This is a genomic window from Streptomyces marispadix (genome assembly GCF_022524345.1).
Lineage (GTDB): Bacteria > Actinomycetota > Actinomycetes > Streptomycetales > Streptomycetaceae > Streptomyces > Streptomyces marispadix.
Genome location: NZ_JAKWJU010000002.1, coordinates 1,428,456 through 1,443,298, shown reverse-complemented (window position 1 = coordinate 1,443,298; position 14,843 = coordinate 1,428,456). Strand labels below are relative to the sequence as shown.

Annotated in this window: 14 protein-coding genes; 7 read left to right on the top strand and 7 right to left on the bottom strand. The window is 71.6% G+C overall.

Annotation, left to right across the window (positions count from 1 at the left end):
- Positions 1–87: 87 nt before the first annotated feature.
- The gene (locus tag MMA15_RS06205; RefSeq protein ID WP_241058039.1) at positions 88–942 is read right to left on the bottom strand and encodes an SDR family oxidoreductase; all 855 of its coding nucleotides are present in this window, start codon (positions 940–942) and stop codon (positions 88–90) included.
- Between the two features lie 164 nt (positions 943–1,106).
- Here MMA15_RS06205 and MMA15_RS06200 point away from each other — a divergent pair, with 164 nt between their 5' ends.
- The 4 genes from MMA15_RS06200 (at position 1,107) to MMA15_RS06185 (ending at position 6,661) form a co-directional block, all read left to right on the top strand.
- The gene (locus tag MMA15_RS06200) at positions 1,107–2,735 is read left to right on the top strand and encodes an alkaline phosphatase D family protein (RefSeq protein ID WP_241058037.1); all 1,629 of its coding nucleotides are present in this window, start codon (positions 1,107–1,109) and stop codon (positions 2,733–2,735) included.
- Between the two features lie 144 nt (positions 2,736–2,879).
- Entirely contained in the window at positions 2,880–4,343 is a 1,464-nt protein-coding gene (locus tag MMA15_RS06195; protein WP_241058035.1) for a multidrug effflux MFS transporter, read from the top strand.
- Positions 4,322–5,497 (top strand): serine hydrolase domain-containing protein, encoded by a 1,176-nt coding sequence (locus tag MMA15_RS06190; protein WP_241058034.1) that lies wholly within the window; start codon positions 4,322–4,324, stop codon positions 5,495–5,497. The genes MMA15_RS06195 and MMA15_RS06190 overlap by 22 nt, the downstream gene beginning before the upstream one ends.
- Positions 5,498–5,506: 9 nt before the next feature.
- Entirely contained in the window at positions 5,507–6,661 is a 1,155-nt protein-coding gene (locus MMA15_RS06185) for a small ribosomal subunit Rsm22 family protein (RefSeq protein WP_241058033.1), read from the top strand.
- 98 nt (positions 6,662–6,759) lie between these two features.
- Here the strand turns inward: MMA15_RS06185 and MMA15_RS06180 are convergent, their stop codons facing one another.
- A complete protein-coding gene (locus MMA15_RS06180) occupies positions 6,760–7,383 on the bottom strand; it encodes a TetR/AcrR family transcriptional regulator (protein ID WP_241058032.1) in 624 nt (207 codons plus the stop codon).
- Positions 7,384–7,456: 73 nt separating this feature from the next.
- Between MMA15_RS06180 and MMA15_RS06175 the strand changes: the two genes are divergently transcribed.
- Positions 7,457–7,939, top strand: coding sequence for a DUF1453 domain-containing protein (locus tag MMA15_RS06175; protein WP_241058031.1), 483 nt, complete (start codon positions 7,457–7,459; stop codon positions 7,937–7,939).
- Positions 7,940–8,085: 146 nt separating this feature from the next.
- Here MMA15_RS06175 and ddaH read toward each other — a convergent pair whose 3' ends face one another.
- Positions 8,086–8,904, bottom strand: coding sequence for a dimethylargininase (gene ddaH / locus MMA15_RS06170; RefSeq protein WP_372498192.1), 819 nt, complete (start codon positions 8,902–8,904; stop codon positions 8,086–8,088).
- Between the two features lie 92 nt (positions 8,905–8,996).
- A complete protein-coding gene (locus tag MMA15_RS06165; RefSeq protein WP_241058030.1) occupies positions 8,997–10,040 on the bottom strand; it encodes a glycerophosphodiester phosphodiesterase in 1,044 nt (347 codons plus the stop codon).
- Between the two features lie 259 nt (positions 10,041–10,299).
- Here MMA15_RS06165 and MMA15_RS06160 point away from each other — a divergent pair, with 259 nt between their 5' ends.
- The gene (locus MMA15_RS06160; protein WP_241058029.1) at positions 10,300–11,148 is read left to right on the top strand and encodes a bifunctional DNA primase/polymerase; all 849 of its coding nucleotides are present in this window, start codon (positions 10,300–10,302) and stop codon (positions 11,146–11,148) included.
- An 18-nt stretch (positions 11,149–11,166) separates the two neighbouring features.
- On the opposite strand, the gene MMA15_RS06155 is transcribed toward MMA15_RS06160, so the two are convergent.
- Positions 11,167–12,153 (bottom strand): SCO2278 family lipoprotein, encoded by a 987-nt coding sequence (locus tag MMA15_RS06155; protein ID WP_241058027.1) that lies wholly within the window; start codon positions 12,151–12,153, stop codon positions 11,167–11,169.
- Between the two features lie 499 nt (positions 12,154–12,652).
- Between MMA15_RS06155 and MMA15_RS06150 the strand changes: the two genes are divergently transcribed.
- Positions 12,653–13,063, top strand: coding sequence for an SH3 domain-containing protein (locus MMA15_RS06150; RefSeq protein ID WP_241058026.1), 411 nt, complete (start codon positions 12,653–12,655; stop codon positions 13,061–13,063).
- A 61-nt stretch (positions 13,064–13,124) separates the two neighbouring features.
- Here MMA15_RS06150 and MMA15_RS06145 read toward each other — a convergent pair whose 3' ends face one another.
- Positions 13,125–13,796: a biliverdin-producing heme oxygenase gene (locus MMA15_RS06145; RefSeq protein ID WP_241058025.1), complete on the bottom strand. Its 672-nt coding sequence runs from the start codon at positions 13,794–13,796 to the stop codon at positions 13,125–13,127.
- 158 nt (positions 13,797–13,954) lie between these two features.
- Entirely contained in the window at positions 13,955–14,812 is an 858-nt protein-coding gene (map, locus tag MMA15_RS06140) for a type I methionyl aminopeptidase (protein WP_241058024.1), read from the bottom strand.
- Positions 14,813–14,843: the final 31 nt, after the last annotated feature.

Below are 14,843 nucleotides of genomic sequence, written 5' to 3'. Positions count from 1 at the left end.
GCTGCGCACAGGCACCGCCGCTAGACCCCCGCCTCCTCGTTCGTCCGCCTCCGCCCGCTGATCGGCCCGGTGCCGCCGCCCCGTGCCTCACCCCCGGCCGATGTACGGCATCGTCGTCGCCATCACCGTCGCGAACTGCACGTTCGCCTCCAGCGGCAGCTCCGCCATGTGCAGCACCGTGCGTGCGACGTCCGCCGCGTCCATCACCGGCTCCGCCCGCGTGGTGCCGTCCGCCTGGGGGACGCCGGTCTGCATACGTGCCGTCATCTCCGTGGCGGCGTTGCCGACGTCGATCTGGCCGCAGGCGATCCCGTACGAACGGCCGTCCAGCGAAAGGGACTTGGTCAGGCCCGTGACCGCGTGCTTGGTCGCGGTGTACGCGATCGAGCCGGGGCGCGGCACGTGTGCGGAGACGGACCCGTTGTTGATGATCCTGCCGCCCTGCGGCCGTTGATCCTTCATCAGCCGGAACGCCGCCTGCGCACACAGGAAGGCACCCGTCAGATTGACGTCCACGACGCCGCGCCACTCCTCGGGCGACAGCTCCTCCAGCGGCACCGCGGGGCCGAAGGTGCCCGCGTTGTTGAACAGCAGGTCCAGCCGGCCGCCGCTCTCCCGCCCGGACGTCCTCTCCCGCACGGACGTGAAGAGCGCCGCGACGGCTTCCGGATCGGTGACGTCCGTGGGCACGACCTGAGCGACCTCCGTAGGCGCGGCGCCTCCCGTCTCCGTAGTCGCGGCGTCCGCCACGGCCCTCGCAGCCGTCTCGGCCAGCCGTGCCGTCTCCTCCAGCGGCTCGGGCCGCCGTCCCGCCAGCGTCAACTGCCAGCCGGCCGCTGCCAGTTCCACTGCGACGGCCCGTCCGATGCCCGAACCCGCGCCGGTCACCAGTGCCGTCCGCGTCCCCTCACCCCTGGCCGTCCTCTCACCCTGTGTCGTCATGCGCGCAGAGTACGGGCTGTCATTCGCGTTGCCCCGACGGAGTCCGGCGCCGGCCGCTCCCTGAGGCGGCGGGGAGCCACAGCCGCTCGACTGCCACCGACTGGTCACTCGTCGGTCGCGTGTCCGTCCGCTGCCGGACTCTCACGGACTGTGCAATCGCATGTATGACGCAGCCTTCGAGCGCAGACAGCGAATACCGTGCGGCTGCACGGCAATTGTGCCGTCGCCGACTGCTGACAGGGACGGCGGCGACGGTGTCCCTGGCCCTCGGTGTCAACCTCCCCCGACCCGCACACGCCGCAGCGAAGCTCGACCCTGCCCGTATCGACAAAGACCCCTTCACCCTCGGTGTGGCCTCCGGCGACCCCCTGCCCGACTCCGTGGTGCTGTGGACCCGCCTCGCCCCCGACCCGTACACGCCGGACAGCGGACTCGACCGTCAACCTGTCACCGTCAACTGGGAGTTGGCCGGTGACGAGCGCTTCACGCGCGGCGTGAGGCGCGGAAGCGTCACCGCGCACCCGGAGTTCCACCACGCGGTGCACGTCGTCCCCGAGAACCTTCAGCCGCGTACCCGCTACTACTACCGCTTCCGCGTGGGCAGATGGACCAGCCCCGTGGGCCGCACCCGCACCGCGCCGGCCACCGGCGACTCGTCCGGATCGCTGCGCTTCGCGGCGGTCTCATGCCAGGCGTACCACGACGGCTACTTCACCGCGCTCGGACATCTCGCGCGGGAGGAGGACGTCGACGCCGTGCTGCATCTCGGCGACTACCTCTACGAGTACGCGGTCGACGCGCACGGCGGCGACCGCGCCGACCCGTCCTTGAACCTTCCCGACGCGTTCAACAAGGAGACCACGACGCTGGAGGACTACCGGCTGCGGTACGCGCTCTACCACAGCGACCCGGACCTCCAGGCCGCGCACGCCGCCCACCCCTGGATCGTCACCTGGGACGACCACGAGGTGGAGAACAACTACGCGGACGAGACCCCCGACGGCTCGCCCCCCGAGGCGTTCCTCGCCCGCCGCGCGGCGGCCTACCGCGCGTACTACGAGAACCTGCCGCTGCGCCCGCCGCAGCAGCCTTCGGGCTCCTCGCTACAGCTCTACCGGAGGCTGCACTTCGGGCGGCTCGCACAGCTCGACATCCTCGACGGCCGCCAGCACCGCGACGACCAGTCGGCGGGCGACGGCTGGCAGGTGCCGACCGACGAGACCGGCAGGCCGGACCGTACGATGCTCGGCTCCGCGCAGGAACGCTGGCTGGCGGACGGCTGGAAGAGTTCGAACGCCGTGTGGAACCTGGTGCCGCAGCAGACCGTCCTCTCCCGGCGCCGCGACCGGACGACGGGCCCGTACCCGCTGTCCATGGACGCCTGGGACGGCTATCCGGCGGCGAGGCGCCGCCTCCTCGACGCGGCACGCACGGCCGGGGTGAAGAACCTCGCCGTGCTCACCGGCGACGTACACGTGCACTACGCCATGGACATCAAGGAGGACTTCGACGACACCGGATCGCGCACCGCCGGTGTGGAGTTGGTCACCACGTCCGTCGCCAGCGGAGGCGACGGGGTCGCGAAGCCCGGCGACTGGCAGACCTTCCTCGACGCCAACCCCCACATGAAGTTCTACGACGGGCGCCGCGGATACGTCCTCGTCACCCTTGACCGGCGGCGACTGCGCGCGGACTACCGCACGGTGGACCTGGTCACCCGGCCGGGGGCACCCGTCGCGACGGCCGCGTCCTTCGTCTCACGGGCCGGTGATCCAGGGCTTGAACCGCTCTGACCGAGGCCCGTCGCGGTGCGCGGCCGCGGAGTGAAAAGGCTGCGCACAGGCCCGTGAGGGCCGTGGGTGAGGAAAAGCGGTTGGGCCGGGGACGGACATGTCTGGGAGAATGTGCCAGTCGTCAACAATCTCCTGGAGAGGTGCATGTCCGACCCCGGCCCTGCCCGAACGGCCGCAGCCACGGCTTCCGCCGCAGTCCCCGTCACCGACTCCTTCGGCGACCCCGTCGCCGCCGACGCACACGCCGGCACCGCGGCGCCCGTCGGCACCGCGCCCGTCGGCACCGCACCCGTAGAGACCGCATTCGAGACCCCGTCCGGGAGCGCGACCACGGTTCCCGCTGCCGCGGCTCCCGCGCCCGCCGGGCCCGGGCCCGCCACCGGCCCCGCCCCGACGCTCACCCGCCGCCGCCGCGCGAGCCTGCTGGTGACCCTCGTACTCGGCGGCCTCACGGCACTGCCCGCGCTGTCGATGGACATGTACCTCCCGGCGCTGCCCGCGGTCAGCGGCACCCTCCACACCCCTGCCGCCACCGCGCAGCTCACGCTCACCGGATGCCTTCTCGGGCTTGCCGTCGGCCAGTTGGTCGTGGGCCCGATGAGCGACCAGTTCGGCAGAAGGCGCCCGCTGCTGATCGGCATGGCCGGCTACGTACTGGCCGGAGCCGCCTGCGCGTTCGCGCCCAGCGTGGAGACGCTGATCCTCTTCCGGCTGGTGCAGGGCCTCACCGGCGCCGCCGGGATAGTCATAGCCAGGGCCGTCGTCCGCGATCTGTACGACGGCCTCGCGATGGCACGTTTCTTCTCCACCCTGATGCTGATATCGGGCCTCGCGCCCATCCTCGCCCCCGTACTCGGCGGGCAGATACTCCGCTTCACCGACTGGCGCGGCGTCTTCCTCGTACTCACCGGCGTCGGTCTCGTACTCACCCTGGTCGTCGCACGTTGGCTTCCGGAGACCCTCGCGGACGACAAGCGGCACAGCGGCGGCGTCCCCGACGCACTGCGCACCATGCGCGGCCTCTTCGCCGACCGCGTCTTCACCGGCTATCTCCTGGCGGGCAGTCTCAGCTTCGCGGCGCTCTTCTCCTACGTCTCCGCCTCGCCGTTCGTGGTCCAGGAGATCTACGGCGCCAGCCCGCAGACGTTCAGCCTGCTGTTCATGGTGAACTCCATCGGCCTGGTCTCCGCGGGCCAGATAAACGGCAAGCTGCTCGTCGGCCGGGTGCCGCTCGACCGGGTCCTCGCCTTCGGGCTCCTCATGACCGGTACGGCCGCCGTCGCACTGCTGCTGATGACCAGCGGCGTCTTCGGACGGCCAGGGCTGGTGCCCGTGGCGGCGGGGCTGTGCGTACTGATGACGGGCATGGGCTTCGTCATGCCGAACGCCAACTCCCAGGGCCTGCTGCGCGCCCCGCACGCCGCCGGGTCGGCCTCGGCGCTGCTGGGCACCTCCCAGTTCCTGATCGGCGCGATCGCCTCGCCGCTCGTCGGTGTCGCGGGCGAGCGGACCGCCGTGCCGATGGCGCTGGTGCAGCTCGGCTCGCTGCTGATCGCCGCCGTCGCGTTCGTGGGGCTGTGCCGTCCATGGCGGACGGCGCGAAGCTGAGGCACGCGCCGACCGCCGGGCATGCGGGTCTGTGCCCGGCGGAACTGGCGGCGCTGCGCGACGAGTTGGACCTGCTGCCCGTGACGGGCTGGTGCTCCGGCGCGGTTGCGGTGGCCGGTCGTGGCCCGTGGATCGCGCTGGAGCACGCCACGGGCTGGGCGGTGCGCTACTCGTCCTACGACGCCGAGGCCGGCGCCGGTGCCGAGCTGCCGAGGGAGCGCTGGGAGCCGGCGACACCCGGGACGCTCTTCGATCTGGCGTCGCTCACCAAGCTCTTCACGGCCGTCGCCGCGATGAGCCAGTGCGAACGCGGAACGGTCGCGCTGGACCGCGAAGTGGCCTTGTACGTCCCGGAGTTCGGCGCCCGCGGCAAGGAACGCATCACCGTACGGCAGTTGCTGACGCACACCTCAGGGCTGCGGCCCGAGATCCCCTTCGGAGGCGAGCGGGACGGCGGCGGCCTTCTGGCGCCGCTGTGGGACGAGGAGCCGGTGGCCGCCCCCGGAAGCACGCACTGCTACTCCGACCTCAACCTCATCGCGCTCCAGCAGGTACTGGAACGGGTCTCGGGCATCGGCCTGGACGCCCTCGTCAGGGACAGCATCACCGGTCCGCTGGGCATGGAGTCCACCTCCTACGGTCCCGTGCCCGCCGCCTCGGCCGCGGCGACGGAGGACCAGCGCCGCCCCTGGGCCAAGGCGGACCGCGGCATGCTGCGCGGCACCGTCCACGACGAGAACGCCTTCGCCCTCGGCGGCGTCGCGGGCCACGCGGGTCTCTTCTCGACCGCCGCCGACCTGGCCGTGCTGTGCCGCACGCTGCTGTCGGGCGGCGCATACGGAGGCGCGCGGATTCTCACGCCCTCCTCGGTGAGGGCGATGCTGGCACCGCCGGGGCTGGGCCTCGCCGTCGGCCAGCCCCGCTTCATGGGCGAACTGGCAGGCGGCAGCGGCGAGTTGAGGTCTCCTGAGCACAGAACGGCCGCCGGGCATACGGGCTTCACCGGTACGAGCCTGGTGCTGGACCCGGCGACGGACACCTTCCTGGTGCTGCTCGCCAACACCGTCCACCCCGTACGGCGCCCCGCCGACAACCGCCCGCGCGCCGAAGCGGCCACCCGCCTCGCCCGCGCCGCGCGCAGCGGGGCTCCATAGACTGCCGTGGTGATCGAGGAAGAACTGCGGCACGCCCTCGCCGCGCTCGTCGACGGGCTGCCGCCGCGCCAGGCGGCCGGCGCCGTCGAGCGGCTGATGTCCGGCTACCGGGGGCGCGAGGAGCCCGCCCCCGTGCTGCGCGACCGCGCGGACGTCGTGGCCTACGCGGCCTATCGCATGCCCGCCACCTTCGCCGCCGTCACCGCCGCGCTCCAAGCCCTGGCCGTGCGTACGGGCGACTGGCGGCCGGAGAGCCATCTCGACGTCGGCGGCGGCACGGGTGCGGCGGTGTGGGCCGCCGCCGAGGTCTGGGGCGGAGCCGGCGGCGGCCCGGAGAGCGGCACGCGCCGCACAACGGTCCTCGACCGCTCCGAGCCCGCGCTCGCGCTCGGACGTGAACTGGCGGGCGCCGCAGGGAAGTCGAGCCCTGCGAGCGGCGGTGGCCCGGGCGGCCCGGGCACCGCGTGCACCTCGAACTCCTCGAACACGTCCGGCCGTTCGGGCGCGGAGGCGCTGCACGCGGCCGAGTGGCGGCGGCGTTCGCTGACCGTCCGCGACGAGCGCTCTGGCGACGGCGACGGCGACGGCGATGCGCCCTCGCTGCCCGGCGCGGACCTCGTGACCGTCTCGTACGTACTGGGCGAACTGGCCGTGCCCGAGCGGCAGTCGCTGGTCGGCGCCGCGGCACGCGCCGGACGCGCGGTGGTGATCACCGAGCCCGGAACGCCCGACGGCCATGCCCGTGTCCTCGACGCACGCGACCGTCTCCTCGACGCCGGGCTGCGAGTGCTCGCGCCGTGCCCGCACAGCGCGCCGTGCCCGATGGTGCCCGGCGAGGACTGGTGCCACTTCGCCGCCCGCGTCAACCGCTCCTCCCTGCACCGTCGGCTCAAGGGCGGCTCACTGCCGTACGAGGACGAGAAGTTCGCGTATGTCGCCGCGGTGCGCCCCGGCGTCGCGGGCGTTCCGGCCGGAGGGCGCATCGTGCGCAGGCCGCAGAAGCGCAAGGGCCAGGTGCTGCTGGAACTGTGCACCCCGGGCGAGGAGTTGCGGCCCGCGACCGTCACCAAGCGGCACGGCGCCGACTACCGTCTGGCACGCGACGCCAAGTGGGGCGACGCCTGGCCGGCGGAGCCGAACGGCCCGTCGGCCGCGGGGAGTTGACCTGCTGCGGGCGGCCCGCTTCCCTCGCCGCAGCCACCGGCCACGGGCTCATCCGCTCCCGGCCCGGCCCGGCCCACCGGTACACGCCTAGGGCCGCCTTACCCGCTCTCCGCCACCGACAGCGCGTCCAGATGACGCCGCAGCACGTCCCGTAGCAGCTTCGGCGGCAGCAATCCGGGAGCCTGCACGGCCTGCACGGTCAGCCCGTCCAGCAGCGCGGCGAGCCTGACGCTCTCCAGACGCACGTCGAGACGTTCCGGCAGCGCACCCGTGCGCTGCCCCCCGCGCAGCACACGGGCCATCACCTCGCGCATCCCCTCCAGCACCTCCTCGGCCCGCGACCGCAGTTCGGGGCGCGTACGGGCCGCGGTGACGAACGCGTACCAGACGGCGGCCTCCTGACGTCGCGTGCGGTCCAGCGGCAGGAACTCCTCCAGCAGCGCCTCCGTGCCCGCGCGGCGCTCCCCGCGGTCCGTGCACCCCGCGAGCCGCTCGACACGCGCGAGCACGCGCTGTTCGAAGCGCCGGGACATCTCCTCCATGGCGAACAGCAGCACCTCCGAGTGGTCACGGAAGTAGTGGCGGACCGAACCGATGGCCAGCCCTGCCTCGTCGGCGACGTTGCGCAGCGAGGCGCCCTCCACCCCCTGGCGCTCGACCACCGTGAAGACGGCCTCCGCCACCGCCCTGCGTCGTTCCCCGGCGTCCACGATCTTCGGCATCTGGCTTTTATAGCACGCGTGCGCTACATTCTTTCTCGCATGACCATGCTAGAAAAACGGGGGTACGTCAGTCATGAACGGATGGACGACCGGACTGCTGATCGCCGCACTGGTGGCGGGCTTGGTGATCAAGCGGCTCTACGGAGAACCGCTGAACGCAAGGGAGTTGCTGGGTGCCCCCGTGATCCTCACCGGCGTCGGCGTCTGGAACGTGGCGAAGACCGCGGACGTACTCACGGCCGCCGACATCGGCTGGGTCGCGGGCGGCAGCGTGCTGGGCTTCGCGCTGGGAGCATTGCGCGGCCGTACGGTGTCGGTCTTCGAACGGGACGGGGTCGCCTGGCAGCGCTACACGATCCGGACGTTCCTGGCCGCCGTGGGCAGCTTCGCGGTGATGGGCGCCTTCGGCTATCTCGCCGTACGGGCCGGAATGCACGAGCACGCCCGGCCGCTCACGCTCTCCATCGGCGTCAGCTACCTCGGTGAGTCGCTGGCGGTCGCGCTGAGCGGTCTCGCCACGGGGCTGCCCTTCGCCGCGGAGGGCGCCCGGCGCTGACCAGGAGCCCGTATCGGAAAGAGCCACGGGGAATGCGGTAGAGCGGGGGAGAGCGGGAGGACGGGGGAGAGGGTGCGCGGCCCGGCGGCAGCGGCAGCCGGGCCGCACACACCTCAGGAGGCCCCGGTCGGCTTACGCGTCAACGCTCAGGCCGCCGGGCGCAGTTCGGCCGTCACGCACTTCACGCTGCCCCCGCCCTTCAGCAGCTCCGTCAGATCGATCGGCACCGGCTCATAGCCCCGCTCCCGCAGCGGCTCGAAAAGACCGACGGCGGCCTGCGGCAGCATCACGTGGTAGCCGTCGCTGACCGCGTTCAGTCCGAGCGCCTCGGCGTCCGCCTCGGACGCGATCAGCGCTTCGGGGAAGAGCCGGGCGAGCACGGCCCGGCTGCCCGGGGAGAACGCGGGCGGGTAGTACATGACTTCGTCCCCGCCCAGCACGCACAGCGCCGTGTCCAGGTGGTAGTAGCGCGGGTCGATCAGATCCAGGCCGATCACGGGCCGTCCGAAGAACTCCTGCACCTCGCCGTGCGACAGCGGGCTGCTGCGGAAGCCCCGGCCGGCCAGCAGCCAGGACCCGGTCACCGCGAAGTCGCCCTCGCCTTCGTTGATGTGCTCCGGCTCGTGCACGTCGGCGAAGCCGTTGGCCCGGTACCAGGCACGGTGCACGGCCGCCTCTCCCGCGCGCTCCCGATGGGCGAAGCGTGCACCCAGCACACGGCCGTCGACGACGGTCGCGCCGTTGGCCGCGTACACCATGTCGGGCAGGCCCTCGACCGGTTCGAGTTCCTCGACCGTATGGCCGAGCGAACGGTAGCGGTCGCGCAGCTCCTCCCACTGGGCCAGCGCCAGCGGGATGTCCACGGGCTTGTCGGGGTCCATCCAGGGGTTGATGGAGTACGTCACGCGGAAGTGCGCCGGTGGGCACATCAGATAGCGGCGCGGGGTGTAGCCGGGTCCGTACAACGAAGGCTCCTTACGGGGTCGACGCGCGTTGTGCTGCGCCCATGGTGGGGTCTGGGGGCCTGTCTTCGCCGCGATGTGAACGGAATGTTCGCTCAGCGGTCCCGCACGCCGCCCGGGGCGTCCGCCTTGTCCCGCTGTGGCCGCCGCGCTCCCCGCCCTCTCCGCGCTTCGCGGCCTTGCCGACTCTTCTTTTCTCGCCTCATCCCGCCGACGGGCCTGTGGGCATCGCGACCGCGCTCTCCCGGTTCCGCCGCCTGTGTCCGGTGCGGTTCCCGCGGCGTACGCGCCAGCAGGCGCGGAGCGTCCGTCAGCACGCCGTCACAGCCCAGCCGCAGCACCCGGTCCCGCTGCGCGGGCGTGCTGATCGTGTGCGACCAGACCCGGCGTACGCCCGAGCGGACGGCCCTGCGGATGTCCGCGTCGCGTGCGCGGTGGTCGACGCTGAGCATGTCGACCGTTCCGCGCCAGCGCTCCGGGTGGTCGCGGCGTGCCTGACCCACCGACCTCCACACCGACGTCAGCAGCCCCATGCGGTGTGCCTTCGCCGCCAGCCGCAGATCGTTGGACTGCACGTACACCGACTCGGCGAGGCCACGCTTGCGGATCAGCGCGGCGAGGCGTCGGAGGCCGCCGCCGTCCTTGAGCTCGACGTTCAGCACGATCCGCCCGCCGAAGCGGTCGAGCACGTCGGCCGCCGTCGGCGGATGCTCCGGCCGCCAGGCGCCAGGCAGTCCGTGTTCCGGGCGCAGCCTTACGCGGTGCCACTGGCGCTGCGTCAGCGCGGCGACCGGGCCCTTGTGATCGGTCGTACGGTCCAGCGTCGCGTCGTGTATCGCGACGAGGGTTCCGTCGCGCAGCCTCCGCACGTCCACGTCGAGTACGTCGGCGGAGCCGCGCCGGTAGGCGGACGTCAGCCCGGCCATGCTGTTCTCCGGCACCTCCATGGCGCCTCCGCGGTGCGCGGCGTAGACGGTACGGGGAAGCGCCGCCGCACGTACCGCGTCGGTGCCCCGCATCCGGGCGGGCGCCGGTGCGCACCCCGGCACGACCGCGCAGGGCGCAAGCAGCACCAGCGGGAAGAGGAGGGCCCGGACGGCGTGGACGGCCCGTACGGCCCTGACCGCGATCATGACCATGGATCTCAAGCTAGGCCCGTGGAACGGAACATGCCGCCCGGAGACCCTGACGGTGCGGCAGGAGGGTGTACGGGCCGCGGCGGCCGCACGCCGCCGGCCGTGAGGCGTACGTGCCGGTCAGATGCCCGGAGGCCGGGACCGATACCCGTATGACGACGGGTCAGTCACGATCCCCCGATTCGGCACGGAGCGGGTCCAGTGCTGCGTACCCTCGGAGATCCACGGTTGTGGTCGCGAAAATTGCGGAGCGAGGCGGTAGATGGAACGCGAGAGCAGGTTCGGCCGGTGGCTGCGTCACTTCGCACGGAGCGGCCCCGGTGGCCGGACGGCGAGTTCCCGGAGCGCCGCCGCTCAAGCCGAAGCCGCCCGCGTCCGTACCGCACTGCTGCTGGCCGCCGCCGCCGCGGGCTTTCCCCTCGCACCCGCCGCACACCCCTCGGGTTACGGCTGCTCATGCGTACGCATCGGATGCCCCACGCCGGGGCGCCACCCGCTCTCCTTCGGGTGGCAGACGCAGGCCACCACCGACGCCGCGCAGATCGAACGCTGGGCGCAGAGCCATCCCCACGCGAACTTCGTCGCGGCCACCGGACGGGACCACGACGTGCTCGACGTACCGGCCGCGGCGGGATGGGCGGCCCTGGAGCGGCTGGAGTCTGAGGGCGTACCGCTGGGCCCCGTGGCGCTCTCCGGCGGCGACCGGATGCTGTTCTTCACCGCCACCCGCGGCACCCCCGACGACGAGGACGAGTGGTGGCCCTGCGAGCTGGACTGCCACCCCGAGACGATGGACGAACACCCCGGCCTGCGCTGGCACTGCCGCGGAAGCTATGTGCTGGTGCCGCCCGCGACCCTGCCAGGGACCGGCGAGAGCGCCGAGGTGCGCTGGGTGCGCCCGCCGGGGACGGGATCTGACGCGGTCACCGCGGACGGGGACGCGGACGCCAACGAAGAGGCGGCCGGTACGAGTGCGGGTGCGACCGTCGACGGCACCGGTGCGCTGTCCTCCCCGGCGACCCTGCCCGAGCCGCTGACCCTTCTGGAAGCGCTCACCGACGCATGCGCGGCGCACGCGGGCGAGGAGACAACGGCCTGGCCGGCACGCTGACGCGGCGCGTGCGGCGCCTCACTCGCCCTTGACCGAGGTCAGCCCGTCGATCCGGTTGAGGAACTCGACCTCGCCGCCGTCCTTCTCCGCGGGCACCTTCACCGCCTGCTCCGAGACGCGCACATACGTCACCGACTGCCGTGGCGTGCCCGTCATCAGTGCCTTCACCAGCGGGTCCTTCACCGGGGGCTTGTAGCCCGCCGCGTAGGTCTCCTTGGTGTGGTGCTGTGAGGCGAAGAAGACCAGGGCACCGCCGTCGCGGGTGCGCAGCCCGAACGGTGCGTACTGCGGTGCCTTGGCGGGCACGTCCGCGAACTCGGTGCGTTTGCCGGGCCGGTTCGCCGAGCCCTTGCGCTGCTCGCGCCGCTTGCTGGTGTGCTCACCGGGCGCGAACTCGCCGGTGCCCTCGCCGAGATAGCTCACGTAGGCATCGCTCAGTTCGTCCGGAGGCACCACCAGCCGGGACGCGGCCCCGTCCCGTACGGCCTTCGCATAGCCGTCCCTGCCTACGACGAAGCGGGGGATCTCCGGGTTCTGCAACACCGCCAGATACGACGCACGCCAGTCGGAATCGGCGTCGTCACGCTGGAAGACCAGCAGCCAACGCCCGTCGCTCGTGCGGTTGCTGCGCGCATCGGCCACGAAGAACTTGGGCCAGCCCGCCTGCTTGGGGATCAGGAAGCGCGCGTCGGACAGACGCAGCGGCTCGTAGTCGGGATTGCCCTTCGGCGCCAGCTTCTTGCGCGACTTCAGACCGGCCTGGTCGATCGCGCCGAGCGCGCCCGTCTCGATGGTGGAGTTCAGCCCCGGGTCATGGGAGGAGTTGGCCTTGTTGCTGGTGGTGTTGAACTCCTTGAGGATCTTCCTCGCGTCGGCCTTGGAGACGGCCGGGATCACGGCGTCCTCGCCGTGCACCGTCACGCATCCCGACAGCGTCACCGACAGCACCGCCGTAGCCGTCGCCGACGCGAGCAGCCGTGTCCGCCGTGCTTGTCGCGCATTCATCGTGTGTCCTCCCCGCCCCGCTTGCGGTATAGCACCTTATCGCCCCGCCCAGGGCGTTCGTCTCCAGGAACCAGGCGCCCGTATGCAATCATGCGCGGCCGCCGCCGCAGATCTCAGGGGAGAGTCGGTGTAGCCCCCTGGCAGGTTCCGTACCGCCCCGGTCGAGTGCGGCGGACGATTACGGGCATCTCGGCGCAGCGCATGAACGCCGAACGGCCCGCCGGTACTCGGCACGAGTCGGCCCGCCGTCCCATCCGAGGCTGTTCCAGCCGCCGCCTGCCGCCGACCTGCCGCCGTCCCGCCCCCATTCCGCACAGGTGAACTGAGGCGAACGATCGCGCGTGTGAAAGCTGATAGACCATCACAGAGCGGCATAAAATCGGGCAGAACGTCCCAGTAGCCCCGTGATCCGGCGTGTGGCAGTCCCGCTCAGAGCGCTTTCCTTACGCGAACGAGGGCCGCCCCACCCGCTCACGGCATACGGAAAGGAGGCAGCTGCATGGCTGCCACTACTGCTCGTCGTGTACGGATCGCCGCCACGGCTTCCGCCGTCCTCCTGGGCGGTTCGCTCCTGGGAGCGAGCACCGCCGAGGCGTCCGCGGCCGGCACCGTCGCCGTCCCCCACAAGCCCTACGGCATCGTCACCGCCATGTCGGGCCTGAATGTCCGTCAGTACCCGAGCACCGACTCCTCGGTGAAGTACGTACTCCCCTACCACGCCAAGCGCGGCCTCGACTGCAAGATCCGTGCGCAGGTCATCGCCGGCAACCCGTTCTGGTACAAGCTGCGGAACAGCAACTACTGGATCAGCGCCCGCTACGTGCACAACGTCGGCCACGTGAAGCTGTGCAAGGACGCACACCCCTCGTCGCTGACCGACAGCGCCAGGGCCCGCCAGGCCATGGGCTGACGCTCAGCCCGGCGCGGGCGGGCGGCTGAACGACGGCATCGACTCTGCCGGCGCCGCCGCGTCAGCGGCCGGTCGGAACGGGAGCCGCGAGCTCCTCGAAGACCGAGGTGTTCAGCGAGAAGGCTCGTCCGCACTCGCCGACGATGCGCCACTTCTCCTCGTCGTCGGCCGGTACCGAGTCCAGCAGTTCGCGGTACCCCCTCTTGAAGGCGGCGGGGTTCGGAATGTCTTCGAAGACATAGAACCGGACCCCGTCGCCTTTGTGTGCGAAGCCCCAGTTCCGCTCTGCCGCCCCCCGCACGACCTGGCCTCCCGAGAGGTCTCCCAGGTAGCGGGTGTAGTGGTGGGCGACATAGCCGCCCGGCCAGTCGCGGGCGACCTCCGCGATCCGCTCCGCGTAGGACTCCGTGGCGGCGAGCGGTGTGACCGTGCCGCGCCACGCTCCCGTGCCGTGCAGATGGTCCAGGTCGCGTTCCAGCGAGGGCAGGCGGAAGAGCTCCCGCCGTACGAAGGGGCCGGCGACCGGGTCGTCGAAGAGCTTGTCCGCCGCCTCCTCCAACGCCCGGTAGACGAACCACAGTTGCTCGGTGTAGCGCGTGTACGCCTCCCTGCCGAGGCTGCCGCCGAGCATGTCGCTCATGAACGTCGAACTCTCCGCCCGGGTGTGCTGCGCCTTCGTGGCGTCCCGGATGAGAGTGGAGAAGGGCAGATGCGCCGCCGGCCGTGAGGTCATGACGCCATTCTTTACCGACAGCCTGTCGGGAAAACCACGGAGCGGGAACCGGCGGGGAACCGGCGGGAGACGGGCGGCAACGCGAGGGGCTGCCAACGCGACCGGCCACCGTGGCCTGGCCGCCGTGCGGCAGACGGACGGTGGCCGGGTCTTGTCGCTCAGGGCAGCGTGAGGATGTCCGCGCCGGAGTCCGTGACCGCGAGCGTGTGCTCGAACTGCGCGCTGCGCCGCCGGTCCTTGGTGACGACCGTCCAGCCGTCGTCCCACATGTCCCACTCGTATGTTCCGAGCGTCAGCATCGGCTCGATGGTGAAGGTCATGCCGGGCCGCATCACGGTGGTCGCCCTGGCGTCGTCGTAGTGCGGGATGATCAGGCCCGAGTGGAACGAGGTGTTGATGCCGTGGCCGGTGAAGTCACGCACCACCCCGTAGCCGAAGCGCTTGGCGTACGACTCGATGACGCGGCCGATGATGTTGATCTGGCGGCCCGGCCGTACGGCCTTGACGGCGCGGTTGAGCGCTTCGCGGGTGCGTTCGACCAGCAGCGCGGACTCCTCGTCGACGTCGCCGCACAGATAGGTGGCGTTGTTGTCGCCGTGTACGCCGTCGATGTAGGCGGTCACGTCGAGGTTCACGATGTCGCCGTCGCGCAGGACCGTGGAGTCCGGGATGCCGTGGCAGATGACCTCGTTGACGGATGTGCAAAGGGACTTGGGGAAGCGGCGGTAGCCGAGGGTCGACGGGTAGGCGCCGTGGTCGCACATGAACGCGTGGGCGACCTCGTCGAGCTTGTCCGTGGTGACGCCCGGGGCGATGTGCTTGGCCGCCTCCTCCATGGCACGGGCCGCGATGGAGCCCGCCACGCGCATCTTCTCGATGGTCTCGCCGTCCTGCACCTCGGGCCCTGCGTACGGAGCGGGAGCGTCCTTGCCGACGTATTCGGGACGCGGGATCGAAGCGGGGACCGCCCGGTGCGGGGAGAGTTCACCGGGAGTGAGCAATGACTGGCCAGACATGTGCGCGAGTCTAACTGTGGTACGAGCGGGG